Genomic DNA, 25551 nt, shown 5'->3' with positions numbered 1-25551 from the left:
CCACGAACGGGGGCTCTTGAAGATTTCTTGTGCAAAGACGTTACCGTGTGCTATAATGAAACGAATACTGTCTTTCAATCGGTTTATGGTGACCAGCAGCACAGGAGTGTGAAATATTTGTTCGGCATATCTTCGATTCTCAAGCGATTCCTCGGCGACAACAACGACAAGGAGATCGCGCGCTACCGCGGCATCGTGGAGCAGATCAACGCGCTCGAGCCGTCGATGGTGAACCTCACGGATGACAAACTGACGGGTTATACGCAGAAATTCCGTGAGCGGCTCGCGCAGGGGGAGACGATGGAGGAGATCCTCCCCGAGGCGTTTGCGGTCGTGCGCGAAGGCTCGCGCCGCGTGCTCGGCATGCGGCATTTTGACGTACAGCTGATCGGCGGCATCTGCCTCCACGAGGGGCGCATCGCCGAGATGCGTACCGGCGAGGGCAAGACGCTCGTCGCGACGACGGCGGTCTACCTCAACGCACTCGCGGGCAAGGGCGTCCACATGGTCACGGTCAACGACTACCTTGCACGCCGCGACAGCGAGTGGATGGGCAAACTCTACCGCTACCTCGGGCTGACGGTCGGCCTCATTGCACATAACATGGACTTCCCCGAGCGCAAGGCGGCGTATGCCGCCGACGTGACGTTCGGCACGAACAACGAGTTCGGCTTTGACTATCTGCGCGACAACATGGTGCTTTCCGAGAGCCAGATGGTGCAGCGGGATCTGCACTATGCGATCGTCGACGAGGTGGACTCCATCCTCATCGACGAGGCGCGCACGCCGCTCATCATCTCGGGCCCCGGCACGAAGTCGACGGACAACTACCGCGTCATGGCGGAGGCCGTCCGCCACCTGAAGGAGGGCGAGGACTACACCGTCGATGAGAAGGCCAAGACCGTCGCACCGACGGACTCCGCCGTTCCGAAGATCGAGAAGATCGTCGGCATCTCGAACCTCTACGCCCCCGAGAACATCGAGCTCTCGCACTGCTTTACGGCAGCACTGCGCGCCAAGGCACTCATGCACCGCGACCGCGACTACGTTGTGAAGGGCGATGAGATCATCATCGTCGATGAGTTCACGGGCCGCCTCATGGAGGGGCGCCGCTACTCCGACGGTCTCCATCAGGCGATCGAGGCGAAGGAGGGCGTCAAGATCCAGCGCGAGTCGCAGACGCTCGCGAGCATCACATTCCAGAACTATTTCCGCATGTATGACAAACTTGCGGGCATGACGGGCACGGCAAAGACGGAGGAAAACGAGTTCCTCAAGATCTACAAGCTGCCAGTCATCGTCATCCCGACGAATAAGCCCATCCGTCGCGTCGACGAGCCGGACGTCATCTACAAGACCAAGGCGGGCAAGTACCGCGCCGTCGGACAGGCGGTCAAGGAGATCCACGAGACGGGGCAGCCCGTCCTCATCGGTACGACCTCCATCGTGCAGTCCGAGGAGATGTCGCACGTCCTGAAGAAAAACGGCATCCCGCACGTCGTGCTGAACGCGAAGTTCCATGAAAAGGAAGCCGAGATCGTCGCCAATGCAGGACAAAAGGGCGCGGTCACGATCGCGACCAACATGGCGGGCCGCGGCACGGACATCAAGCTCGGCGAGGGCGTCGAGGAGCTCGGCGGCCTCTACATCATCGGCACGGAGCGGCATGAGTCGCGGCGCATCGACAACCAGCTGCGCGGCCGCTCGGGCCGTCAGGGCGACCCCGGTGCGTCGAAGTTCTTCCTCTCACTGGAGGACGATCTCATGCGCCTCTTTGCCTCCGACCGCATCGCGGGCATCATGGATCGCCTCGGCATGGACGAGGACGAGCCGATCGAGCATGCGATCATCACGCGCTCGGTGGAGCACGCGCAGAAAAAGGTCGAGGCACGCAATTTCGACATCCGCAAACACGTCCTCGAGTACGACGACGTCATGAATCAGCAGCGCGAGGTCATTTACGGCGAGCGCAAGAAGATCCTGCTCGGTGAGAACCTGCGCGACAACATCCTCGCGATGGTCAAACACATCATCAAGGACGAGATGGCGCAGTACGCGAACGAGAAACTCTATCCCGAGGAATGGCAGCTCGACGCCCTCATCGAGGACGCGGAGAAGGTCTACGCCCCGAAGGGCCGCCTCAAGAAGGCGGAGCTCGAGGCACTCGCACGCGACGAGATCCAAGAGGAACTGGAGAAGGTCGCCGAGGAGGGCTACAAGAACCGCGAGCTGATGTTCGGCGAGGAGAATATGCGCGAGCTCGAAAAGGTCGTCATGCTCCGCGTCGTCGATCAGAAGTGGATGGATCACCTCGATCACATGGACATGCTGCGCGAGGGCATCAACCTGCGCGCCTACGGCCAGCGCAATCCTCTCGTCGAGTACAAGATTGAGGCACTCACGATGTTCGAGGAGATGGAGGCGGCGATCATGGATCAGATCGCCTCGCTCATGTACCATGTGAGCATCGTCACGCCGGTTGGGCCCGCACAGGAGGGCACGGTGGACGGCAGTGCGCCGGCTGCGGCGGAGGGGGCAGCGCCCCTGCCCGCGCCCGTCGTGGATGCGGCGGCACAGCAGCGCGCCGAGCAGCTGCTCGCACGCGAGCGCTCGAAGCTCGAGAACCATCTCATGAACGCGCGCGTCTCGCACGGCGATGAGTCTGCGCCTGCCGAGGCAAAGGCGGAGAAGAATGAGGACGGCAAAAAGATCGGGCGCAACGATCCGTGTCCCTGTGGCAGCGGCAAGAAGTACAAGAACTGCCACGGGAAGGATAAATGATGATTAGGCTTTGCGACGGATGCTCAACGCAAACGCCTCGTTGCGCAAGTGATCGCGTGCTCGTTCGCCTAAATACCGGCGCACTTCTTAAACGCGCTGCGCTTGAACGAAAGAAGTACGCCGGGGGCGAGTCGCACGAGCGGTCAACGTCATCCAATCACACTTCGCTGACGCTTGTGTTCTTGGGACGTTTTCCCATACGACCTGTTTCCCAATCAGCTTCGTCCTACGGACTTGCTTCTTGGACAGGTCAGTATTTACTCACTTGCTCCACTAGGGTTTGCTTATGAGCATCCTGCCGCATTCTACTGAATACGAAAGCCTCCCCCCGTCGGTACGGGGGAGGTGGCGAACGGAGTGAGCCGGTGGGGGCGCTTTGAACGGTCCGCTGTTATATCACGTTGAACAGGAAATAGGGATTTACATTTTAAGGAATAAACTATGCTGGAAGATCTGAAACCGACACTGAATGATCTGGGCGAGAAGCTCGATCAGATGCGCATCTCGCTCGAGATCCCCGCGAAGGAGGAGAAGATCGCAGAGCTCGAGTACAAGATGGGCGAGCCGTCCTTTTGGGACGACGCGGCGGCGGCGCAGAAGCTGAATCAGGAACTCGCCGCGCTGAAGGGCGGCGTCGATACCTACAAGGGGCTTATGGCAAAGTACGAGGATGCCGAGACGCTCTACGAGATGGGCATCGAGGAGGGGGATGCGTCCATGGAGGACGATATCCGCGCCGAGCTCGATCTCATCGCGGAGGGACTTGAGACCCTGCAGCTCGAGGTGCTGCTCTCGGGCGACTACGATGCGAACGATGCCATCCTGACGCTCCATGCTGGCGCGGGCGGAACGGAGGCGCAGGACTGGACGCAGATGCTCCTCCGCATGTATGGACGCTGGGCGGAGCGACACGGCTTTACCGTGGAGACGGCCGACCTGCAGCCGGGCGATGAGGCGGGCGTCAAGTCCGCGACGCTTTTTATCAAGGGGCACAACGCCTACGGCTTTTTGAAGTCGGAGAAGGGTGTTCACCGTCTCGTGCGCATCTCGCCGTTTGACTCGCAGGCACGGCGACACACGTCGTTCTCCGCGTGCGATGTCATGCCCGAGATCGACGACGCGGTCGAGGTGCCGATCAACATGGACGATGTGCGCGTCGACTACTATCGCGCGAGCGGCGCGGGCGGACAGCACATCAACAAGACCTCGTCCGCCGTGCGCATGACGCATGAGCCGACGGGCATCGTTGTGCAGTGCCAGAACGAGCGCTCACAGCTCCAGAACAAGGAGCAGTGCATGAAGATGCTCCGCGCGAAGCTCTTTGAGCTCGAACAGGAGAAAAAGGAAGAGGAGATCGCAAAGCTCGAGGGTGTCCAGCAGAAGATCGAGTGGGGCAGCCAGATCCGCTCCTACGTGTTCCAGCCCTATACGATGGTGAAGGACGTGCGCACGAACGCCGAGACGGGCAACGTGCAGGCGGTCATGGACGGCGAACTCGACCCATTCATCCGCGCGTATCTCAACGCCAAGGCAAATCACGAGTTTTAAGAGAAGTTTGGCTTCCCCCATCGCAATGGGGGAGCGGTCAACGTCGACCAATCGTATTCATACTCTTGGGACGTTTTCCCGTACGACCTGTTACCCGAATCGGCTGCGTCCGATGGACTTGCCTCTCGGACAGGTCAGTATGTGGCACGCTTCGCGTGCCGATAGGGGCGCCGGTGCCTGAGGAACATCTGCATCGATGCAGACGCATCATTGCAGTCGTCTGAGGTGCCCCTTCCACCGCTTGCGCGGTTCCCCTCCCCCGCTGTGGCAGGGGAGGCGATTATTGACAGGAGGGTTCATCATGTGGAAGGCAGTCACGGCCATTCTCATCCTCGCGCTGATTGCGGCGGGAGCGGTATTCGTCCTGCCGACCGTCGTCGAGGAGCACATCGTCGATGCGCTGAAGCAGCAGACGGCGGCGGAGGATGTGCAGATCTCCATTACGGACAGCCCGCGTCTTGTCTTCGGCGAGATCGGCGCCGTCGACGGCGTCATGCGGCAGGGGCGCGTCGGTAAGCTCTTCGTGCGAGAGCTTACCGTCAGCGGCACGGGACTCAAGGTGGATATGATGACCCTCCTGCGCGAGCACAAGGTGGAACTCACCTCCGCCGACAGCGTCCAGATGCGCGGCGTCGTCGATGCCGATGCCGTGCGCGAGCTGATCGGCAGCTCCTCGGGCAAGTTCGAGGGCGTCGAGGTGAAGGTGGAGCCCGGCAAGGTGCTCGCAACGGCAGAGACGAAGGCGCTCGGGCAGACGTTTGACGTGACCATCGACGGCGCGTTCAGCGTCGCGGACGGCGATCTCTACTACAAGGCACGCCGCATCTCCGCGCGCGGGCTCGGACTGAATGCACTGAGCCTCGACAGCATCCTCCCCGACATTCTTGTCGCGCGTGCCAACAGTCTGCCTCTCGGGCTCGCCTTTGAGAGCGTCGAGGCGCGGGACGGCGTGGTGGTGCTGACGGCTGGAAAGTAAGGCTTCGGTGCGGTAACATCGCAAACGCCTCGTTGCACGAGCGATCACGTGCTTGTACACTTAAATACCGACGAATTTCTAAACGCGCTTCGCTTGGACGAAGAAATTCGTCGGGGGGTACCGCACGTTTTCCTCGCTCGTTCCACTAGGGTTTGCTGCTGTCACCGCAGCCTGCGTGGGAATAGATACCATTATTTTTCACCCTCATTTTCACACTTATTTGGTACAGAGCGCGCAGCATGGACGCTGCATTATATCGAAGGACTTATTTTAGATGAAGAAATTTTACTATCATCCGATTCTGCTGGCGGCGATTCTCATCGGCTTTGTCGCGAGTGTCGTGATCGGCTTCCAGCGGCACGCCGTCGAGGTGAACTCGCGCACGGTGGAGCTCGCCATCGACTACGAGGGGCTTTTGGAGCTCGCACAGCGCGAGGGGCTCCCCGCCGATGAGGTGCTCGCTCAGGCAAAGGAGGTGGGCATCACCTCGCTCGCCGTCTATGAGACGACGTTCAAGAAGTTCAACGCGAACGGCAAGGCGGCCGTCCTCTCGGGTGCGGACATCCTCGCGCGCTATCACAGCGGGATGCTCATGGATCCGCGCTGGCGCACGCTGGTGGACGAGGGGAAGATCGTCGGCACGGAGGTCTACGTCGTGGGGAGCGACCCCGAGACCTACGCACAGCTAAAGGATGACCTCCTGCGCCGCTTCGGTGCGGATCGCGTCACCGTCGATACGGTCGGCGACGAGGAGGTCATCGCGGTCAAGGCGTTCTACGAGGCGTTCCTGAAACAGAACATTGGGATGCCGGCAGACGAGATGCGCGCCGTCAACGCAGCAGGTTTTGACGTACTCGCGCGCCCGTCGAACTACCACGACTGCACGCCGGACGATGTGCGCGCCGTCTTTGACCGCATGGAGGGCATCCGCGTCTCTGCCATTGTCTTCTCGGGACAGGAGACGCTCGGTGCGCCGAAGGCACTGCAGACGACCATCGACGAGATGAAGGAGCGCCGCCTGACGCTCGGCCTGATCGAGGGCATCACGCAGCTGCAGTTCTACCGTCAGCAGGGCATGGACGAGATCGCAAAGGGGCTCGGAGAGGAGCACGTCGCGCGTCTCTACGCCATCCCGCCCGATGAGCAGAAAAAACTCAAGATCGCCGAGGCGGTCGAGCGCTGGGTGACGACGGATGAGGAGCGCAACATCCGCATCAATCTCCTGCGCATCTATGATACGCCTGCGCCCAATATGTCTCTCCTTGAGACGAATATGAAGTACTTCACCGATACGCGCAAGGCACTTGAGGCACACGGCTTTGCCATTGGCCATGCGGGGACGTTTGCGGACTACGCGCCGTCCCGCCTCCTGCGCGCACTCGTCATCATGGGTGTCGCCGCGGCGGGCGTGCTCTATCTCTCGCTCGTCATTCCGGCGCTGAACCGCCGCCGTCGTGCAGTGCTCCTCGCCTTCGTCGTGCTTGCGCTCATCGGTATGATGCCCGTCCTGCTCGGCGCGGGGAGCAAGATCCGCATGCTCGCGGCACTCGCGAGCGCGAACCTCTTTCCGGCACTCGCCATCACGGGGCTGCTCGATCTCCTCGGCGGACGGCGTTTCGCAAAGGATACGCCCACATGGCGCATCATCGTCGCGGGCTGGGTGCTCCTCGGCATCACGAGTGCGCTCTCCCTCGTCGGCGCGGGCTATCTCTCAGGCTCACTCGTCGATACGCGCTATCTCCTCGAGTTCGACATCTTCCGCGGGATCAAGCTGACCTTTGTCCTGCCGATGGTGCTCGTGGCGATTGCGTTCATGCAGCGCTTTGATATCTTTGATGGGCAGTTCGACGCGTCGGCGGGCGTCCTCGGACAGGTGCGCGAGATACTCGCGACCCCCGTGCGCATCGGCTCGCTCCTCGGCGGCCTTGTCCTCATCGGCGCGCTCATCGTCCTCGTCCTGCGCAGTGGGCACACCTCAGGAATGCCCGTGCCCGGGATCGAGCTGAAAATGCGTGCCGCGCTCGAGCAGCTCTTCTACGCACGTCCGCGCACGAAGGAGTTCATGATCGGACACCCCGCCTTCCTGCTCGCACTCTGCGCGGCGGTACGGCGGTGGCGGACGTGGATCATCTTTGCCCTCGTCCTCGTGGCAACCATCGGACAGGGCTCCATGGTCGAGACGTTCGCACACATGCGCACGCCGATCGAGATGTCGCTCGTGCGCGGCATCGGCGGCATCTTCCTCGGCGGTGCGATCGGTGCCGTCCTCGTCGCCCTCGTCGCGGCGTGGAATGGACTCTTGGAGCGGGTGAAGCGGGCTGGTTGAACTGCTGCCGTAAACGAAGCCTCCCCTGCGAGAGGACCTCGCTCGGCATCCGTGTATGAGTGCCCTGCTACTCCTCGCAGAACCCTCGTTACGCAAGCGGTCGGGCACTTATCTGCCTAAATACCTGCGGATTCCAAACGCGCTTCGCTTGAACGGTTAAAATCCGCAGGGGGGCAGAACGTGCCCTCTCTTCCGCTCGCTCCACTAGGGTTTGCTACGGAGTACTGCATGGCTGCGATTACGGTGAAACAAAAGCCTCCCCCGTGCGACACGGGGGAGGGGGACCATGCGGAGCATGGTGGAAGGGGCGCCATGGGCGGCGCAGGAAAATCGTCATAGGAATGGGAAAACGGAACGGAGGGCGCTTTACCTGATGAAGCGGATCGTTGTATCCGGGTACTACGGTGCGAAGAACGCGGGCGATGAGGCCATGCTCGCGGCGATGCTCGAGGTGCTCGGAGATTTGGACCCGGAACTTCATATCACGGTCATCTCAGCCAACCCTGCCGACACTGAGCGGCGCCACGGCGTCCATGCGGTCGGCTCGCTTGACGCGCGCGGAATCTTCCGCGCCATGCGGCACGCCGACCTCCTCATCAGCGGCGGCGGCAGCCTGCTCCAGAACGTCACGAGCCGCCGCAGTCTCTACTACTACATGGCGGTCATCCTGCTGGCTTTCCTCCTCGGCAAACGCACGATGCTCTACGCGCAGGGCATCGGTCCCGTCACGGGGAAATTCGCCTGCCGCTGCATGCGCTGGCTCGGCAACCGCGTCTCCCTCATTACCGTGCGCGACGAGGGCTCCATGGCAGAGCTGCGCCGCCTCGGCATCCGCCGTCCGCCGATGGAGTGCACCGCCGACCCCGTACTCGGCATCCATCCCGTCGGGCGCGAGGCAGGGCGCGCCATCCTCGCTGCCTGCGGAGCGGACGGCGCGCGCCCCGTCGTTGGCATCTCCGTACGCGACTGGCAGGGCTGGCAGCACTACAAGGAAATCCTTGCCGAGATCAGCGACGCCATCGTCCGCGAGCTCGATGCACGCGTCATCTTTCTCCCCATGCAGTACCCCGAAGACGTGCGGACGGCGGAGACCGTCGCCGCATGGACAAAGGAGGACTGCACCGTCCTCACGGGCGAATACACGACCGCAGAGCTCCTCTCCCTCGTCGCGAACATGGACCTCATGATCGGCGTGCGCCTGCACGCCCTCATCTTTGCAGGTGTCATGGGCGTCCCCATGATCGGCATCTCCTACGATCCGAAGGTCGACCGCTTCCTGCGCTCCATCGGGGAAAAACCCGTCAACGACCTGCAGGATATCACCACCGCGAGCGTCCTCAAGGAAGTCCGCCGCAAATGGGCGGCACGCAGCGAATTTACGGCGGCGAACGCGGACCTCCTCGCACAGATGCGCAGCCTCGCCGCACGCAACGCCGAGCTCGCATTGGGACTAATTCACGGGAAACAGTAATGGGGAAAAACAAAGCCTCTTTGCTGGGACGTTCCAACTTGATTATTAACAACATCACATATTAAGGAAGCACTGATAAATTCGGCGCTACCATCTTAACGCATCTTTTTCGCCCGCTTTTCGTTAGCAAATCCTCCACATAGCCTTTGCTATGCGTCCGGCTTGCTGCCTCAATCGGACAAAAAATCTACGTCAATATGGCAGACCTCATTTTATCAGCGATTCCTTAAAAGAGCACTGCACGGGTGATTCGCCAATGCAATGCTCTTTTTTTATTCCCGTAGTGCCCGCATCAGAGCTTCCTTATTCTCCGTCGGCGTTGTTGTCGGACGGCCGAGGTCAGCGCGCGAGCCGATGGCGGTGCGCACCTCAAGAAGGGTGAGCGCATCACTCCTCCCTACTGCAGGGAGTACCTGCGCGAGCGCTGCCGCATCCGCCGCCGTCTGCACCAGACGGTAGCCGACGGCACGCGCGACGGCGGGAAAGTCCACCGTATGCGCCGCTGTCGGTGCGCCGCCGACGCTCTCATGTGCCTCGTTGTTGAGGAGGACGTGGACGAGATTCGGCGGAGCGGCGGCACCGATGGTCGCCATCGCCCCCATGTGCATGAGGGCAGCGCCGTCTCCGTCGAGGAGAAAGACGCGCTGCAACGGGCGGTGGAGGGCGATGCCGAGAGCAATCGCCCCCGCGTGCCCCATCGAGCCGACGGTGAGAAAGTCATGGGCGTGCTCCTCACCGCGTGCCGCGCGCAGCTCAAAGAGCTCGCGTCCCGTCTTCCCCGTGGTTGCGACGACGACAGCGCCCTGTGCCGCATCGAGGATCCGTGCGATGGCATCCTCGCGCCGCAGGGGATTTTTATTTGCGTATTTGTGTTTCGGATGCGTGAGCGCTCCCTTGCGGACGAGGAGCGCGCACTGTCCGCCGGCAGCGAGATGCGGGCGGATCTGCTCCATCCACGCGGAGACATCCTCCGGCTGGGACGCCTCCGTGAGCACCATCGTCTTGACGCCCATCGTCTCGAGGAGCGGCAGCGTGAGGCGCCCCTGTACGAGATGCTGCGGCTCGTCGTGGAGGTCTGGCTCGCCGCGCCAGCCAATGACAAAGATGCACGGGATGCCGTAGACCCCCGCGTGGAGGAGGGAGAGCAGGGGATTGACGATGTTGCCGAGCCCGCTGTTCTGCAGGTAGACGAGCGGCACCTTGCCCGTCGCGAGGTGATAGCCCGCCGCGAGTGCCGCCGCATTCCCCTCATTCGCCGCGATGATGTGTGACGGGCTGTTCGCCCCGTAGGTATCCATCAGAGCGTCGACGAGCGGGCGGAGCTTCGAGTCGGGCACGCCCGTAAAGAACTCTGCTCCAAGGGCGGCAATGAGATCGTTTGCGTTCATCGTATCCTCCTGTTATCATGCGTTTGATTCTTTCGGCGGCGGGAATGCCTCCCCGTTGCTCGCGATGCCCTTTAGGAACTCCCGCACGCGCGGGTAGAAGAAGGCTCGCAGGGCAGGATCGTCGATTTCATATCCAGCCTCTTTCTCGTGTGCACGGGGGTAGATCTCCGCCTTGGCATACTGCAGGTCGATTGTCCCACTGACGGAGGCGACATTCGGTGTTTCCAGACAGAGGGTGTAGTCCCTGCTGCGCGCCGCGAGAAAGTATTCCTTACGAGGGAAGATGGAGTTGCTGTATGCAATCTCCCGTCCTGCTCCCCCGAAGACACGCGGGAGGATGCCGTCCACCGGGGCATCGACGGGAAACCCGAGGAGCGCACACAGCGTCGGGTAGATGTCCACGGCACTGGTCAGGTCGTCCACAACCGCACGCTCGGGCACCCCCGCCCCGCGCATCATCCATGCGGCATGCGTCAGCGGGGCATCGACGATATAGGGGTTCGGACTAAAGATGGATACTCCGTGGTCGGAGTAAAGACTCACGAGATAATCAGCGGGGTCATAGTGCTCCTCGATATAGGAGAACAGCATGCCGAGCGTACGATCCGCGCTATGCACGGACTGCCGGAACGCTGCTTGGTAAAATCCGCTCGGACGCAGATAGGGACTGGGGACGTGTGCCTTGGCCTCAGGGAGACGATCCACGAGGGGGAGGCGCATCTGTGCCGCAGCAGGAATCTGAAAAAGTCCACTGTTCCACGGATGGATATCGTTCAGGTGCAGAAAAATAAAGTGATCTGCATCGCCGCAGCCCTCCAGACAGCGTATGGTTCGTTCCGTCCCATCGTGGGCGAAGGTACAATAGGGCGTAACGACGAGGCGGTCATAGCCGCGCGTCACACCGTTGTATATTCCGATGGCATCGCCGACGAGGTTCGACGTCGCATATCCCGCGCTGCGTGCGCGCTCTGCGATGGTGATGATCTCCTCACGCAGCTCGATGGCCTGCCACTCACTGAATATTCCCGTATGCTGCAGATACATCCCCGTCTCAATGGTCGAAAGTGAGGGATAGGTATACTCGTGAACGGAAAAATGCTGGTGAAATGTCGTGCCGCGTGCAAAGAAATGCGCCGTGTGCGGCATATCATCCGCGAAAGAAGCCTCCATCACTTCCCACGGGAGCGCATCGAGGAGAATGTTCAGCACGAGCTTTCGGCGCGTATGGCTGTGACCGATATGAATCGGTGTGCCGACAATGAAGTCCTCCTCCGATGAGAGCGCCGTGTCTTCATTCAGCCGAAAATAGTTCGGCGCATCGGGATTGAGCGGCGCAACGTCGCTGACCGTCGTCGTCTGCGCACAGAGTGTCTGCCCTGCTGCCGTGCCGATGACGGGGACAATGATCTCCGTCCCCTGCGCAACGTGAATCGCTGCCTCCTTTGGCGCACGCGTACCGCGCATGATGTCAAAGGTGAAATCCCCGCCGACATTTTCGGCAAGGCCGGGCGTATTGCGCATGGCGTTCATCAGCCAGTGCTTGTTTCCGAGCACCTCCTGCTCTGCGTAGGCACCGACATAGTACGCAGGCGTGATGTGCTGGGAGACGGGCAGGAACTCCGCAAAGAACACGGAGGACTCAGCCTCCAGCCCCGTCTCTGGCGAGTAGTGCATTCGGCTCAGCGCATAGGGGGCGTAGTTCGCCTTTCCGGCCGCGATGGACAGACGGTCGAGTGTCTCCTGTGTCAGCACCGATGCAGGGATGTTAAGTGCGATCGGGACGTGAAAGAAGTTCAGTGCGTAGCCCTGCATGACGAGAGCATCTGCATGGCGTCCTGCCCCCAGATAGGCACGGCTGAGGACAGACCAGACCGCAGGCTCAGCGGGACGCATCCGAAAGGCGCACTCCCCGCATAGGGCGGCATTCTCCGCATCCCCATTGGCGAGAAGATACTGCGCCGCGAAGATATCGGCGTGCGCCGCATCCCCGCCCGCCTCGCGGTATGCGGCGAGCTGCATGAGGAAGTCGTCGTCGTAGGCGTCCTGCTCCGCGCGTGCGAGGAGACCGTAAAAGAGCCCCTGCGTATATTCATCGTTGCGCCAGAAAGATGTGAGCTCGTTTGGCATACATATCCCTTTCGTGGAAGTCACATGAAGAGTTCCCCGTTGTTTGCGATCTCGCGGATAAAATCCCGTGCGCGGGGGTAGAAGAACGCCTGCAGTTCTGCGCTGTCTAAGGAGCAGCCCGCCGCGAGCTCATGCCCGCGCGGATAGATCCCGACGCATGCCTCCGCAAAATCCGCCGTACCGTCCGGCTGCGTGACATCTTTTGTTTCCAGCCGCAGCGCGTGCGTGGCTGTCCGTGCAGCGAGCTTGAACGTCTGCCCTGGGTAAAGGGAGAAAGAGTATACAGCGTCGCGTGCCGTACCGCCGAAGACAGCGGGCAAATTTCCGTCAATGTCAGAGGCGACGGGAAAATGACAAAGAGCCCCCAGGGTTGGATAGAGATCGACGGCACTGGTCAGCTCGTTTGCGATCACGCCTCTTGGCACGCCCGCCCCGCGCATCATCCATGCCGCCATGGTCGAGTTCTCTCCGATGATGTCGAGCGGATCCTCATCCCGGCGCGGGGTGAAGACAGAGCTGCCGTGATCGGAGTAGAGACTGACGATGTATTCATCGTCTTCGTAGTGATTTTCGATATAGGAAAGCAGCATACCGATATTGCGGTCAACATCCCTCAGACCTGCCCGGAACTGCGCTTTGTAGATCTCAAAATCCGGCAGGCGGACGCTCGCCGTCGCCTTCTCCCAAGCGAAGAGGCGCTGATCGAGCGGCAGATGCGTCTCGACCGCCGTATGGAAATTGAACCCCATCGCATCCCACGGGTGGATATCAGAGAAATGGAGAAAGGTGAAGAGATCCGCTTCGCCAAATGCCTCGATGTGATGGATGGCTCGCTCTGCACCGATGCCGGAGGGCTGATTCCATACCGTTGAAATCAGCCGGTCGTAGCCGCGCATGGTTCCGTTGTAGATGCTGTCTGTCGTCAGTATGGGGGCGGCGGTGTAGTACCCGAGATCCTTCATGCATTCGCCCAGCGTCAGGAACGCGCGTGAGAGCTCGTGACTGGCATCCGCCTGAAAAAGCTGTGTGTGGTGGGCGTATCGTCCCGTTTCGATTGCGGGGAGTGCGGGGTACGTGTACTCCGATGTGGAGAAATGTGCATCGAAAATCGTGCCCTTGGAAAAAATCGCGCGATATTCGGCATCCATTCGGAAAAATGCGTACGCACGATATTCCATGGCAGAGCATCGACGAGGATATTCAGTACGAGTTTATGCCGCCGCGCGCTGTGCCCGAGGAGGATCGGCGTTCCCACAGCGAATGGCGCGGGCTCCTCACAGGTGATCGTCGTAGGGGCGGAGAGACGCATATAGCTGTAGAACCATTGACCGAGATAGGCGAGCTGATCTGCGTGGGTGGGCGTGCTGATGATGAGCTCCTGCAGCGGCTTTGTTCCTGCGATGGGCAGGAGTACCTCACGTCCCTCTGGTACGTCGATATTCACCGTCGTGTGTACTTCCTGCGCTTTTTGCAGATCAAATGGGAAATCGCGGCAGATATTGTCCTGGAACCAATCCTTTGAACGTGCGTCTGCCATCATATAGGAGCGGTCGGAGAGAAAACCGCCGTCGGCATAGGTCCCGCACCAATAGCTAGCACTTCCCTCCGGCGTGGTGATCGGGACGTATTCTCCGACAAAGACATCGGGACGAAATACGAGTACACCGCCATCACACATGGCACGAGACTTTGCCAGCGGTGCATTCAGCGCACCGTTCATCGCGCGTGTGAGCCGGGCAAGGGCAGCCGCATTCAGTCCCTGCGGCAGGGAAGCGGGGAGCGGCGTATGTGTAAAACGATGGAGATAGATTCTAAAAATCGCAGCGCTCAGGCCGTCGCCACGCTGCTCATCGGCCGAGGCCAGTACATTCCATACAGCAGGATTTAGGGGGCGCTTGCGGTAGGCGCGTTCTCCGCATACGGCAGCGGTCTCTGCATCTCCATTCGCGAGAAGATACTGCGCCGCGAAGATATCGGCGTGCACTGCATCCCCGCCTGCCTCCCGATATGCGGCGAGCTGCGTGAGAAAGTCGTCGTCGTAGGCGTCCTGCTTCGCGCGTGCGAGGAGATCGTAAAAGAGCGCAGAAGCCCGCTCGTTGTTGTGCCAGAATACGCTGAAATCGTCGCTTGTCATATCGTTTTCCTTTTTCGACTGCTCTTTTTAGGGCTGTCCGCCAAACCACTCCGGTCGTGCGGCGCGCATTGCGGGCCAGAACTCCCCGTTGTTCGCGATCGCGCGGACAATGCCGCGTGCACGCGGGTAGAAGAATGCGCGCAGTTCCGCGCTGTCGACGGCGTAGTCCTCCTCGAGCTCGTGGGCACGCGGATAGATCCCCACACGCGCATCTGCAAAATTCACCGTACCGTCCTCGTCGACCTTCTCCTGCGTCTCCAGGCGCAGCGCATGGTCGTGGGTGCGCACGGCGAGCTTATATGTCTGTCCCGGGAACATCGACATACTATATACCACATCACGCTCTTTTCCGCCAAAGACCGCCGGCAGATTGCCGTCGATGTCCTCTGCCGCGGGGAAACCGCAGAGCGCACCGAGTGTCGGATAGAGATCCGCCGAGCTGGTCAGCTCGTCTACGATGCGCCCCTCGGGGACACCGGCACCGCGCATCATCCAGAGGGCACGCGTTGAGTTCTCGGCAATCACGTCCATCACGCCGTTCACGGGCGCGCTGAAGATCGAGTTGCCGTGATCGGAGTAGACGCTGACAAGATACTCTTCCTCTGCGTAGTGCTCCTCGATGTAGGTGAACAGCTGTGCCAGATTGCGGTCCGCGCGGCGAAGACTCCGCCAGAACTGCTCCTGATAGATCTTGAGCTTGGGCAGGCGCACACTGGCAATATGCTCATCGATCTCAAACAGTCGCTCTGAGAGCGGCAGATGCGATTCTACGGCAGGGTGGAATTTAAGCCCCTTGGCATTCCACGGATGCACGTCGGAGAGATGCAGATAGAGGAATTGATCCGTCTCGTCGAACGTCTCGAGCTGCATGATGGTGCGGTCAACACACTCCGCCGAGGGTTGCTTCCACGCCGTCACATTCAGCTGATCATAGCCGCGCAGAGCACCGCAGCAGAGACTGTCGCTTGCCCCCATCGGAGCGGCGGCATAGTAGCCGAGATCCGTCATACACTCCGAGAGCGTCATAAAGGCAAGCGGGATTTCGTGGCTGTCCCGCTCGTTGAATACCTGCGTATGAATCGGATACCGTCCTGTCTCGATCACGGGGAGGGATGGATAGGTGCACTCCGATGTGGAGAAATGCTGGTCGAAGATCGTGCCGCGCGCGAAGAAGTGTGCGATGTTCGGCATCGCATCGGGAAAGTGCGTGCGCGCGATATTCCACGCGAGCCCGTCGATGAGAATATTCAGCACGAGTTTTCGCCGCGCGGGGCTGTGCCCAAGGCGGATCGGCGTGCCGACAGCATAGACGGCATCAGAGGCAGGCGTGATCTCGGTCGTCTCCGTGAGGCGGAACTGACTAAACGCCCACTTGCCGAGAAAGGCGGATGCCGGCGGTTGGGACTTGGATGCGAGGGTCAGCTCCTGCAGGGGCTCCGTCCCTGCGATGGGGAGAATGACCTCCGCCCCCTCCGGCACTTCGATCGTCACACGGCCGCGTACCTCTTGTGCCCTTTGCAGACAGAACGGGTAATCCCGCTGCATCTTATCGACGAAGACGTCGGTATGCCGCATTTTCTCGATCAGCTGACTTTGATCCGAGAGGAACGCATTATCGACATAGGTAGCGACCCAGTAGCGTGCACTTCCCTCGGGCGGTGTGAGCGGGAGATACTCTCCCACGAAGGCGTCGAGCTGAAACGCCAGTGCATGATCTGCGCCTGCGAGGAAGGCGCGGTTCTGTGTCATCGGGGCACCTGTTCCGATGCCTGCGGCGACGGAGAGCCGGTCAAGACCGTCCTTTCCGCCGCGCATGAGCAGCTCCATGGGAATCTCAGGGGAGAGATAGAGCCCATAGGCATATCCATACATCGTGAGTGCATCGACGGGACGATCCAGCCGGGCGTATGACTCGGCCAACAGCAGCCAGATCTCGCGGTTCACGGGGCGCTTTCGGTAGGCACGTTCCGCGCAGACCGCCGCATTCTCCGCGTCACCGTGATGGAGGAGATACTTCGCCGCAAAGATATCCGCGTGCTCACTCGTGGGCGCTGCCTCACGATACGCGGCGAGCTGCATGAGAAAGTCGTCGTCGTAGGCATCCTGCTCCGACCGTGCGAGGAGACCATAAAAGAGCGCAGAAGCCTGCGCATTGTTGCGCCAGAATACGCGGTTGTCTTCTCTCATCTCATGCCTCCTTTGGCGGCGGGAATATCTCCCCGTTATCTGCAATGCCTTTTAGGAAATCCCGTACGCGCGGGTAGAAGAATGCGCGCAGGGCAGGGTCGTCGATTTCATATCCATTTTCCCGCTCGTGCTCACGCGGATAGATGGCGAGGTTTGCCCGTGCGAGATCGACGGTGCCGTCGGTGTGGACCGGTTCCTCTGTTTCGAGGCAGAGCGTATGCGATGCCGAGCGGACCGCGAGAAAGTACGGTTTGCCGGGGTAGAGGGAGTTGCTGAATGAAACATCCCGTCCTGGGCCGCCCAATACGTGCGGGAGTACGCCGTCCACATCGGCATCGCCGGGGAAACCCAGCAGATGCGCCATCGTCGGATGGATGTCTGCCGTGCTGGTCAATTCCTCGGTGATAACCCCCTCGGGAATGCCCGCGCCGCGCATCATCCATGCCGTATGGGTCAGCGGGCTGTCCACGATGCAGGGCGTTGGGCTGAAGATGGAGACGCCGTGGTCGGAGTAGAGGTTTACGAGGTACTCCTCCGGCGCATAGTGTTCCTCCAGATAGGAAAACAGTGTGCCAAGAGCCCGATCCGTACTGCGCACCCCATAGCGGAACGATGCCTGATTGATGGGGCTCGGACGGAGATAGGGGCTATGCGGCGCGTGAATCTCATCCGTCATACGTGCGGCAAGCGGCAGCGAGGCCTGCACTGTAGCTGCCTGCTGAAAGAGCGGCGCAGGCCATGGGTGGGCATCTGCCGTGTGAAAATAGATGAAGTGATCTGCGTCGGGCATGCCGTCCAGATGGCGGATGATGCGCTCTGTCCCCTCGTAGGCAGGCGTACGGTACATTGCTGCGATGAGGCGATCATAGCCGCGCATGCACCCGTCGTACAGCCCCATGCCGAATCCCATCAGCTGTGCCGTTGCATAGCCGTGGTCCCGTGCACGCTCCGAGATCGTTGCGATGCTAGAGGAGAGCTCCACGGGGATCTTGTCGTGGAACATCTTGCTGTGGTGTGGATAGAGCCCGGTCTCGATGGTCGCCAGCGACGGATAGGTGTACTCGGAGACAGAGAATTGCTGATTGAAGATCAACCCGCGCGCAAAAAAGCGTGCCGTCTGCGGCATCATCTCTGCGAAGCAGCTGCCGACGATCTCCCAGGGGAGCGCATCGACGAGGATATTCAGTACCAGACGGCGGCGTCGTGGATGATGTCCGATCTGGATCGGGGTGCCGACGAGAAATGCGTGATCGGAGGAGAAGTCAGTCGTCTCACGAAGCCGATAAAAATTGGGTGTAGCAACGTTCAGCCAGCCGGGCGCGTCGACCGATGCAGAATGCACGTGGATCTGCTGTGGCTGGCACACGCCGACAGCGGGGAGCACGGTGCCGATGATGGGGAGGACGACCTCCTGTCCGGGAGCGAGCTCGATATGTGCTGCCCCGGGGGCACGCTGCGCGCGCATCAGATCAAAGACAAAGTCGCCTGCAGCGAAGTAACCGACGCCCTGTGCATCACGGATGTTCTTCAGCTGCCATGCCTTATCGCCCTGCTGCCCTTGCTCCGCGTGGACACCGACATAGTAGGCACGGTCGTGGTTTTCGGATGCGGGGAGAAACTCGCCGGCAAAGAGCCCGTCCATCGTGGTGATGCCCGCCTCTGGATCATAGGACGCGCGTGTGGCGAGCGGCACGAACGAAGGATGAGACAGGACGACGGACAGGCGGTCAAGTGCCTCCTGTGTGATCGATTCATGCGGATAGTCATCCACGGTGATTGGCGTATCGGTGAGCCGGTTGGTGTAGCCCTGCATGAGGAGCGCGTCAGCATAGCGGCCGCGCGCCTTATAGGCGCGCGAGAGCACCTCGAAGATCGGCGCTTGGAGCGGGCGCAGACGAAAGGCGCGTTCCGCGCAGATAACGGCGTTCTCTGCATCTCCATTCGCGAGAAGATACTGCGCCGCGAAGATGTCGGCGTGTGCCGCATCCCCGCCCGCCTCGCGGTACGCGGCGAGCTGCGCGAGAAAGTCGTCGTCGTAGGCACCACGCTCTGCTCGCGCAAGGAGGTCATAAAAGAGCGCAGATGCCCGCTCGTTATTGCGCCAGAACACGCTGAAATCGTCGCTCATCATATCTCTTTCCTCTTTCGGCTGCGTTTTTTAGGGCTGTCCACCGAACCACTCCGGGCGTGCGGCGCGCATCGAGGGCCAGAACTCCCCGTTGTTCGCGATCTCACGGACGAAGTCACGGGCACGCGGGCAGAAGAATGCCTGCAGCTCCGCACTGTCCACGACATAGTTTTCATCGAGCTCATGGCCGCGCGGATAGATCCCCACACGCGCATCTGCGAAATCCACCGTACCGTCCTCATCGACTTTTTCCTGCGTCTCAAGGCGCAGCGCATGGTCGTGGGTGCGCACGGCGAGCTTATAGGTCTGTCCCGGGAACATCGACATACTATATACAGCATCGCGTTCTTTTCCGCCAAAGACCGCCGGCAGATTGCCGTCGATGTCGTCTGCGACGGGGAAGGTGCAGAGCGTCCCGAGCGTCGGATAGAGATCTGCCGAGCTGGTCAACTCGCTTACGATGTGTCCCTCGGGGACACCCGCACCGCGCATCATCCATACAGCGTGCGTCGCATTTTCGGCGATGACGTCCACACTGCCGTTCACAGGCATGGTAAATACCGAATTCCCATGATCGGAGTAGAGACTGACGAGGATATCGCGTTCGTCAAAGTGCGCCTCAATGTAGGAGAACAGATAACCGAGGTGGCGGTCAACACAGGAAAGACTGCGCCAAAAATGATCCTGGTAGACGGGCAGCTGCGCCAGATGCACACTCGTCACATTTTCATCCACCTCAAAAACGCGCTGTGTCAGTGGGAGGTGTGTTTCTGTCGCCGGGTAGAACTTGAACCCCTTGGGGTTCCATGGGTGAACATCTGTTGTGTGCAGGTACAGGAACTGATCTGTCTCGTTAAATGCCTCGATCTGGCGGATGGTACGTTCCGCCATATCGGCACTTGGCAGCGTCCATGGCTCTGCATTGAGCGTCCGATAGCCGCGCATGGCTCCACTGTAGATGCAGTCCGCTGCACCCAGCGGTGCGGCGGTATAGTAGCCGAGATCCGCCATCGACTCCGAGAGCGTCTTGATGTCGAGGGGCAGTTCGTGACTATCGTTCTCGTTAAATACCTGCGTATGCGCCGGATAACGTCCCGTCTCGATGGTCGGCAAAGAGGGATATGTGAATTCCGATACGGAGAAATGCTGATCAAAGATCGTGCCGCGTGCAAAGAAACGGGCGGTATTCGGCATACATTCGGCAAAACATGTACGGATGACGCCCCAGGAAAGTCCATCGACGAGAATGTTCAGCACGAGCTTTCGCCGTGCGGGGCTGTGTCCCAGTGGGATGGGTGTGCCGATGGCGTAAGGACGGTCATCCGCGGGGGTGATGTGCGCGGATCCCTCCAGACGAAAAAGACTGAACGCCCATTTTCCAAAGTACAGCGGATGGGAGGCTCCTGCATTTGTGATGGTCAGCTTTTGCAGATGGCTTGTGCCCGCGATGGGAACGATGGCGGTTGTTTCTGCCGGGATCTGTATCTCCGATGGACCGCGCACCTCCTCTGCCTGCTGCAGCTGGAACGAAGCGGCGCGGTAGCCGTATGTGCTGAATGCGTCCGTGTGGCGGTTGTGGTCAAGCATGATGCCCTGGTCGGAGAGATAGTAGTCCGTATAGGATGCCGCCCAAAACCTGGAGTAATGCGGCGGCATGGTGAGAGGGAGCGGCTCGCCGATGAAAAGATCCGTAGAGAACTGGAGCCCCTGTTCTCTGATGACCGCGCGCACCTTTGCCAAGGGAGCCCCTTTGCCCATGCCCAGTGCAATCGACAGACGCCCCAACCCCTCGCGGAGCTGATCCTCGTCGAGGTGAAAGGAGAACTGCGGCGCATCGTAGAGACCATAAGCGTATCCCTGCATGATGAGCACGTCGATCGGGCGGTTCAGTCGTGCATAGAGATCGGCCAGCAGCAGCCAAACTTCGTAATTGACGGGGCGCTTGCGGTAGGCACGTTCCGCGCAGACCGCCGCATTCTCCGTATCCCCGTGATGGAGCAGGTACTTCGCCGCGAAAATATCCGCGCGCTCACTCGTGGGCTCTGCCTCCCGATAGGCGGCGAGCTGCGCGAGAAAGTCGTCGTCGTAGGCGTCCTGCTCCGCGCGTGCGAGGAGATCATAAAAGAGCGCAGATGCCCGCTCGTTATTGCGCCAGAACACGCTGAAATCGTCGCTCATCATATCTCTTTCCTCTTTCGGCTGCGTTTTTTAGGGCTGTCCACCGAACCACTCCGGGCGTGCGGCGCGCATCGAGGGCCAGAACTCCCCATTGTTCGCGATCTCGCGGACGAAGTTACGGGCACGCGGATAGAAGAACGCATTCAAATCCTCTTGGTCAACAGCGCAGCCTGCCTCGAGCTCATGGCCGCGCGGATAGATACCGGCGCGCGTAATCATAAAGTCCACCGTGCCGTCCTCATCGACGGGATCCTGTGTCTCAACGCGCATCGTGTGATCGTGGGTGCGCACGGCGAGTTTATATGTCTGTCCGGGATACTGCGATGCACTGTATACCGCGTCGCGCGGCGAACCGCCGAAGAGAGCGGGGAGACGGCCGTCAATATCGTCATTGACGGGGAACCCGCAGAGATGCCCTAGGGTCGGGTAGATATCTACCGTGCTCGTGAGATCGTGAACAACGGTGCCCGCGGGGACGCCCGCACCGCGCATCATCCACGTGGCACTGGTGGAGCGCTCGCTGAGGATGTCGATGCTGCCGCCGATGGTATCACCGAACATGGGAATCCCGTGATCCGAATACAGGTTGATGAGATACTCATCCTCGTTAAAATGCTGCTCCAGATAGGAGAACAGCAGCCCGAGCGTGCGATCCGTCTGCCGCATCTGCTCCAGATACTGCTCCTGGTAGATGCGGAGATTGGGCAGACGGACACTCGCTACATCAGAGTCATGCGGGAAGAACCGTTCCGCAAGCGGCAGGTGTGCCTCAACGGCAGTATCGCACTTGAACCAGCGTGCATTGTACGGATGCACGTCCAGCAGATAGAGGAAGAGGAACTGATCGGTCTCGTCAAAGGCGTCGATGTGGCGGAGGACGGAGTCCACGCCGACCGCCGTGTGCAGCGTCCATCCGGCGGCGATGACACGGTCGAACCCGCGCAGCAGACCGTGTGCGATCCCCTGTGTCGTCGCCATGGGGGCAGCGCAGTGGTAGCCGAGTCCTTTCATCCGCTCTGCGATGGTCGGCATACGGAGCGGCAGCTCGTATCCGACGCGCAGATTAAATATATTTGTATGATGCGGATAGTATCCGGTCTCGATGGCGGGGTAGGCGGGCAGGGTATACTCAGAGCTCGAGAACTGCTGATCAAAGATTGTTCCGCGCGAGAAGAAACGCATGATGTTCGGCAGATGTGTCTCTGCATAGGGGCGTGCGATGGCCCATGACAGCGCATCGACAAAGATGCTCAGGACGAGCTTTCTGCGCCGCGGGCTGTGCCCAAGGCGGATCGGCGTGCCGACGGTATAGGGGCTGTCCGCAGGCGCGTGCAGGGTGGCATTTTCACTGAAGCGAAAGAAATTAAACGACCATTTGCCCAAACAGGTTTCCTGTGTGCCGTCGGATGCCGTTGTTACGGCGAGCGGCTGCTCCGGTGCCGTGCCCGCGATGGGGATGATCGCCTCCTCCCCCGGCGGAAGCTGGATGGACACCGTGCCGCGGACCTCCTGCGCCTTCTGCAGATCGAAGAAGAAGTCGTGGTAGCCATGACGACAGAAGGAACGCTCATGCCGCAGATCGGTCAGCACATGACTCTGATCCGACAGACAGGCATTCTCGGCGTAGATCCCACCCCAAAAGGATGCGCTTCCCTCCGGCATGGTGAGGGGGAGTGCCTCACCGACAAATATATCGGGACGAAATAAAAGCTCCCCGTTTTCCACGTAGGCACGGCTCGTGGCAGTCGGTATATTGAGGCATGTTCCCATGGCGAGGGAGAGTCGATCCAGTGCCTCTGTCAGCGATGGTGATCCCATATCCAGCGATGGCATCGGCGCGCCGTAAAGGCCGTAGAGATGGCCCTGCATGGCGGCCGCATCGCTTTCGCGGCCGAGGGCCTTATCGGCGGCGGCGAGGAGCTTCCAGATCTCGGCGTTGAGCGGGCGCCTTGCGCGGGCACGCTCTGCGCATACGGCGGCGTTTTCCGCATCGCCGTGATGGAGCAGGTACTTCGCCGCAAAGATATCGGCGCGCTCACTCGCGGGCGCTGCCTCACGATACGCGGCGAGCTGCACGAGAAATTCGTCGTCGTAGGCGTCTTGCTCCGACCGTGCGAGGAGATCATAAAAGAGCCCCTGTGCGTGCTCATCATTGTACCAGAATATGCTGAAATCGTCGTTCATCTCATACCTCCTTCGGCGGCGGGAATACCTCCCCATTGCTTGCGATGCCCGTTAGGAAATCCCGCACACGCGGGTAGAAGAAGGAACGGAGTACGGGATCGTCAATTTCACGTCCCGCGATCCCCTCCTCGCCGCGTGGATAGAATGCTGTGACAGCACGGGCGAGATCCACCGTCCCATTCGGCAGGAGAGCATCTGATGACTCGAGGTGAAATGTATGCGCCCGCGTACGTGCGCGCAGGCAGTAGGTACGTCCGGGGTAGAGCGAGTTGCTGAACGCGATCTCACGTCCTCTGCCGCCAAAGATCTGCGGTAGGACGCCATCCACATGTTCTCCGACAGGGAAATGGAGAAGGTATGCGAGTGTCGGATAGATGTCCACCGTGCTGGTCATTTCGCTCACCGTGATCCCCGCGGGAACGCCTGCCCCGCGCATCATCCATGCAGTGTGTGTCATGTCCGGACTGACGATGTAGTGGTGCTTGCTGAATATGGGAACGCCGTGGTCGGAGTAGAGGCTGACGAGGTACTCATCCGGTGTGTAGTGTTGCTCCAGATAGGAAAAGAGTGTGCCGAGAGCCCGGTCGAGATCACGGATGCCCTGGATATAGGCAGCCATGCTCAGTTTTGTGGACTGGAGATAGGGACTGGGAGAGGTGCTCCTTGCCCCCGACAGACGATCCTCGAGCGGCAGACGTGCCTGCGTGCTCGCAGTGATCTGAAAGCGCGGATAAGGCCATGGATGCACATCCAATGTGTGCAGGTAGATGAAATGATCGGCGTCGCGGAGCCCCTCCAAATAGCGGATGGTTCGTTCCGCAGCCTCGTAGGCGAACAGGTGATAGGGCGCGATCACAAGCCGGTCAAAGCCGCGCGTTGCCCCGTTATAGACTCCGCTGCCCTCCCCCATGAGATTCGCCGTGGCATATCCGCATGTACGCATGCGCTCGGAGAGCGGGATATATTCAGGGTTGAGGAGGACGGCAAGCGTATCGTTGAAGATCTGATTGTGGTGCGGATACATCCCCGTTTCAATGGTCGAGAGAGACGGATAGGTATACTCCGATGCGGAGAAATGTTGATCGAAGATCGTTCTCCGCGCGAAGAAGCGGGCCGTATTCGGCATCCATTCGGCAAAGTGAGTACGCACAACCTCCCATGAGAGTGCATCGGTGAGGATGTTCAGCACGAGCGGACGGCGCGTCGGGCTGTGCCCGATTGCGATCGGTACGCCGACGAGAAAATCATGATCCGAGGACAGCTGGGTGTCTTCACACAGACGGAAAAAATTCGGTGTTGCGGGCGCAAGAGGCGTGTCCTGATCCACCGATGAGGTCTTTATATGGAGATTTTGAAAGGCTGATACGCCGATGATGGGGAAAACGGTCTCTCCTGTGCAGTGAATCTCGGCGTACCCGGGAGCACGGCTGGCGCGAATGAGTTCATAGGTGAACCCTCCGCCGACATTGTAGGCAAACCCCGCTGCATCCTGAATCGTCTGCAGCAGCCAGGCTTTGTCCCCCTGCTGTTCCTGCTCGGTATACGTAGCAACGTAGTAGGGGGGGTGCAAAGCGTGCGGTGCGGGAATGTATTCACCCGCAAAAACGCCTTCAGATGCGCAGAGACCATGTTCCCCATCGCAGCTGATACGGCTGAGCGCCAGCGGGGCAAATGATGGTGAGCCCATGGCAACAGACAGGCGATCGAGCACCTCGGGCGTCAGCGCACTGCGCGGAATATCCGCCGGGAGCGTGAGCGGATGGTCCAGCAGTTTCGCCGTATACGCCTGCATGACAAGCGCATCGGCATAGCGTGCCGTCGCTGTGTACGCACGGCGAAGCACCGCCCAGACCGCAGGCTCGACAGAGCGCAGGCGAAAGGCACGTTCCGCGCAGATGACGGCGCTTTCTGCATCTCCATTTGCGAGGAGATACTGCGCCGCGAAGATGTCGGCGTGTGCCGCATCCCCACCCGCCTTACGATACGTAGCGAGCTGGATGAGAAAGTCGTCGTCGTAGGCGCCCTGTTCCGCTCGTGCGAGGAGATCATAAAAGAGCGCAGAAGCCTGCTCGTTATTGCGCCAAAATGTGCTGAAATCGTCGTCCTGCATGGTGGATCCCTTT

The 25551-nt window shown here is 60.4% G+C and carries 13 protein-coding genes and 1 pseudogene; 5 read left to right on the top strand and 9 right to left on the bottom strand.

Annotation, left to right across the window (positions count from 1 at the left end):
• The first annotated feature begins 117 nt into the window (after positions 1-117).
• The 5 genes from secA to csaB all read left to right on the top strand — a co-directional run bounded on the left by secA (position 118) and on the right by csaB (position 9102).
• Positions 118-2781: a preprotein translocase subunit SecA gene (gene secA / locus HMPREF9166_RS07520; protein WP_039981202.1), complete on the top strand. Its 2664-nt coding sequence runs from the start codon at positions 118-120 to the stop codon at positions 2779-2781.
• Between the two features lie 441 nt (positions 2782-3222).
• A complete protein-coding gene (gene prfB, locus HMPREF9166_RS07515) occupies positions 3223-4329 on the top strand; it encodes a peptide chain release factor 2 (protein ID WP_009753383.1) in 1107 nt (368 codons plus the stop codon).
• 301 nt (positions 4330-4630) lie between these two features.
• Positions 4631-5305: a DUF2993 domain-containing protein gene (locus tag HMPREF9166_RS07510; protein ID WP_009753382.1), complete on the top strand. Its 675-nt coding sequence runs from the start codon at positions 4631-4633 to the stop codon at positions 5303-5305.
• Between the two features lie 274 nt (positions 5306-5579).
• Positions 5580-7631, top strand: coding sequence for a DUF5693 family protein (locus tag HMPREF9166_RS07505; RefSeq protein WP_009753381.1), 2052 nt, complete (start codon positions 5580-5582; stop codon positions 7629-7631).
• 373 nt (positions 7632-8004) lie between these two features.
• Positions 8005-9102 (top strand): polysaccharide pyruvyl transferase CsaB, encoded by a 1098-nt coding sequence (gene csaB / locus HMPREF9166_RS07500; protein ID WP_039981200.1) that lies wholly within the window; start codon positions 8005-8007, stop codon positions 9100-9102.
• Positions 9103-9163: 61 nt separating this feature from the next.
• On the opposite strand, the gene HMPREF9166_RS13015 is transcribed toward csaB, so the two are convergent.
• From HMPREF9166_RS13015 to HMPREF9166_RS07460, 9 genes and pseudogenes are all read right to left on the bottom strand, one after another.
• Positions 9164-9289: a secretion protein HlyD gene (locus HMPREF9166_RS13015; protein ID WP_071586101.1), complete on the bottom strand. Its 126-nt coding sequence runs from the start codon at positions 9287-9289 to the stop codon at positions 9164-9166.
• Between the two features lie 85 nt (positions 9290-9374).
• Entirely contained in the window at positions 9375-10490 is a 1116-nt protein-coding gene (gene aepY / locus HMPREF9166_RS07495; RefSeq protein ID WP_009753379.1) for a phosphonopyruvate decarboxylase, read from the bottom strand.
• Between the two features lie 15 nt (positions 10491-10505).
• Positions 10506-12617 (bottom strand): sulfatase-like hydrolase/transferase, encoded by a 2112-nt coding sequence (locus HMPREF9166_RS07490; RefSeq protein WP_009753378.1) that lies wholly within the window; start codon positions 12615-12617, stop codon positions 10506-10508.
• A 20-nt stretch (positions 12618-12637) separates the two neighbouring features.
• Positions 12638-14751: pseudogene (locus HMPREF9166_RS07485) on the bottom strand (sulfatase-like hydrolase/transferase).
• Between the two features lie 27 nt (positions 14752-14778).
• A complete protein-coding gene (locus HMPREF9166_RS07480) occupies positions 14779-16938 on the bottom strand; it encodes a sulfatase-like hydrolase/transferase (RefSeq protein ID WP_009753375.1) in 2160 nt (719 codons plus the stop codon).
• A 1-nt stretch (position 16939) separates the two neighbouring features.
• Entirely contained in the window at positions 16940-19069 is a 2130-nt protein-coding gene (locus HMPREF9166_RS07475) for a sulfatase-like hydrolase/transferase (protein WP_009753374.1), read from the bottom strand.
• A 27-nt stretch (positions 19070-19096) separates the two neighbouring features.
• Entirely contained in the window at positions 19097-21244 is a 2148-nt protein-coding gene (locus HMPREF9166_RS07470) for a sulfatase-like hydrolase/transferase (protein WP_039981685.1), read from the bottom strand.
• A 30-nt stretch (positions 21245-21274) separates the two neighbouring features.
• Positions 21275-23428: a sulfatase-like hydrolase/transferase gene (locus HMPREF9166_RS07465; protein ID WP_009753372.1), complete on the bottom strand. Its 2154-nt coding sequence runs from the start codon at positions 23426-23428 to the stop codon at positions 21275-21277.
• 1 nt (position 23429) lies between these two features.
• Positions 23430-25538, bottom strand: a complete 2109-nt coding sequence (locus HMPREF9166_RS07460) for a sulfatase-like hydrolase/transferase (protein ID WP_009753371.1) — start codon at positions 25536-25538, stop codon at positions 23430-23432.
• Positions 25539-25551: the final 13 nt, after the last annotated feature.

Origin of the sequence: Selenomonas sp. oral taxon 149 str. 67H29BP (assembly GCF_000146365.1) — a bacterium.
GTDB classification, from domain to species: domain Bacteria; phylum Bacillota; class Negativicutes; order Selenomonadales; family Selenomonadaceae; genus Centipeda; species Centipeda felix.
This window is presented reverse-complemented; position numbering and strand designations above follow the sequence as displayed.